This window comes from Chryseobacterium gambrini (assembly GCF_900156825.1).
Lineage (GTDB): Bacteria > Bacteroidota > Bacteroidia > Flavobacteriales > Weeksellaceae > Chryseobacterium > Chryseobacterium gambrini.
Genome location: NZ_FTOV01000035.1, coordinates 1 through 2,304, shown reverse-complemented (window position 1 = coordinate 2,304; position 2,304 = coordinate 1). Strand labels below are relative to the sequence as shown.

Sequence of the window (2,304 nt, the reverse complement as noted above, 5' to 3'; positions counted from 1 at the left end):
ATGGATGCCGCCATCCCTTCCACAATGACTTTGGTATGTCCTTCTGAATTCAGGATCAGGTCATAAATGGCGAGCCCCTCATACACAGAACCGCCGCCGCAGTGCATTCTTATGGTTAAATCACTATTGTTTTGCAGTGCATCCCTGAAAACCTGTTGGAACCTTTTATAGTCGAACTCATCATATTTTCCGATGTACCCGTACATCCTGATTTCGGCACTGCCGGATACCTGATTTTTGAGTTCATAATGAAAGGGCTTTTTAGACATTTCTTTGATTTTGATAAGGCAAAGATTGGCTGAAAAACACCCTGAAAAAAGCTGACGGTTAGCGGCTGAATATTTTCATGCAGTGGTTGTATATTTTCATACAGCCCCTAACAGCCAGCTTCGGTAAAGCCCTTATATAAAGCAATTTTGCTTCATATATATAAGGGATGAAACCAAAAACTGAGGTTACATCCGACCGAATTAAAAATTAAATACCTACGGATGAATGAAAAGAAAAAGCTGACGAATGACGAGAAATATGCTATAGCTCAGGACTTGTTTCTGGAAACGGACAAAACACAGAAAGAAATCGCAGAAATCATTCACGTCACAGAAAAAACGCTGGGTAAATGGAAAACCGAGGGCGAATGGGATTTGCTTAAAAGCGCATCAACAGTTACCGCCCGAAAGATCATCGAAAACCTGTATAAAAAGGCGCACGCCCTGAGTGAAGATCCCAAAAGCAAACCCAATGATATTATTCAGATTGCCAACAGCATTGAAAAGCTGTCGAATAAAAAGGTAACCATCAGCCAGATCATTAATGTATTTAAGGATTTCACGACATACGCCTTTACTCAAAACGCAGAACTGGCAAAGGAAATCAACCTTTTGCAAAAAAAATATGTGGACTATAAAATCGGGGAAAAGTAATGTCGGCAATCACCATCACGAAAAGGGATTATAACGAATGGCTGGAGTTCTGTTCACAGGTTCAGAACAGTGCCGCCGTTGCCTTTAATGATACCGAGGAAATACAAAAATTACGAATTAAAAGGGCATTAACCGATTATAATTATTTTGTTAAAACCTATTTTGAATTGTATGCCGATGCGGACTGCGCAGACTTCCATATAGATTTTGCCAACGCCTGCCTTGCGGATCCGAACTTTTTCGGAGTTGCCGAATGGGCGCGGGAACACGCCAAGTCCGTTCACCTGACGATTATTATACCGATGTGGCTTATCGCCCATAAGCAATTAACAGGAATGCTTTTGATGGGGAAAAATGAGGACGACGCGTGTAACCTGTTATCCGATCTTCAGGCACAGCTGCAATACAATAAACTTTTTGCCCACGATTTTGGGGAGCAGTATAATTTCGGGTCATGGGAGGACGGGGATTTTACCACAAAAGAAGGAATCCGGTTTCTTGCCTTTGGTCGTGACCAGTCGCCGCGCGGGGCAAGGGAAAACGAAAAACGTCCCAATTACGGTGTGGTGGATGACGTGGACGATGACGACATTGTCCACAATCCGAAAAGGGTGGATAAAGTGGTGAAAAAGATTTTAGGAGCCATGTATTTTGCCCTCAGTATCAAAGGGGCGCGTTTCGCGATGGGCGGGAACCGTATTCATCATAATTCTATCCTTGCCAATATCGTGGGAGATACCAAACCCGGAGCGAAAAAAAGAGAGGGCATTTACCACTCCAAAGTAAAAGCCATCGAAAACGGAAAGCCCGCATGGTGGCAGCGGTATTCATTACAGGAACTCCTGCGGAAGATCTCCAAGGCGGGAACCGTTCTTGCCAAGCAGGAATTTTTCCACGAAACGGATATTGAAGGGAAAATCTTTAAAAACAAATATTTCCGTTTTGCCAAACTTCCGCACCTCTCCAAAATGGATATCATCATCGGATATTTTGATCCGAGTTTTGAAAACAGCCAGACTTCGGACTTTAAAGCCGTATCGGTTTGGGGACAGGACAGGTTCAAACGCTACTGTATTAAAAGGTTTACCCGTAGATGTGAACTCGAGGACGTTTTCGAGTGGATGATCAAAGTTGAGAAAAACCTGCCGCCCGGTGTGGGGATCATCTGGTACATGGAAAAACAATTTTATACCCGACCGGTAAAAAAAGCCCTCAGACGTGCCTGTAAAAAATACAAATACCCGCTTAGTGTCCTGACCGACGAAAGACAAAAACCCAATAAATATACCCGTATGGTAAGAATGGAGCCGGAATACTCCTCCGGAAACGTGGTCTACAATGTAGAGGAAGAAAACGATCCGGATATGGTGGAAGGGAATTT

The 2,304-nt window shown here is 43.4% G+C and carries 3 protein-coding genes; 2 read left to right on the top strand and 1 reads right to left on the bottom strand.

The genetic code is table 11. From position 1 onward, the window contains the following. Window positions 1–269, bottom strand: a 269-nt coding sequence (locus tag BW951_RS22170) for an ATP-dependent Clp protease proteolytic subunit (RefSeq protein WP_175608867.1), incomplete at its 3' end; no start/stop codon positions are given. A 222-nt stretch (window positions 270–491) separates the two neighbouring features. On the opposite strand from BW951_RS22170, the gene BW951_RS22165 reads away from it, so the two are divergent. Both BW951_RS22165 and BW951_RS22160 read left to right on the top strand, forming a co-directional pair. After that, window positions 492–923, top strand: coding sequence for a hypothetical protein (locus BW951_RS22165; protein ID WP_076396854.1), 432 nt, complete (start codon window positions 492–494; stop codon window positions 921–923). After that, the coding region (locus BW951_RS22160; RefSeq protein ID WP_076396852.1) for a hypothetical protein at window positions 923–2,304 on the top strand (1,382 nt) is incomplete at its 3' end. The genes BW951_RS22165 and BW951_RS22160, both read left to right, overlap by 1 nt.

What these genes read in the sequence shown, in the direction of transcription:
- BW951_RS22165 (WP_076396854.1), top strand. Translation starts at nt 492, where the DNA reads ATGAATGAAAAGAAAAAGCTGACGAATGACGAGAAATATGCTATAGCT.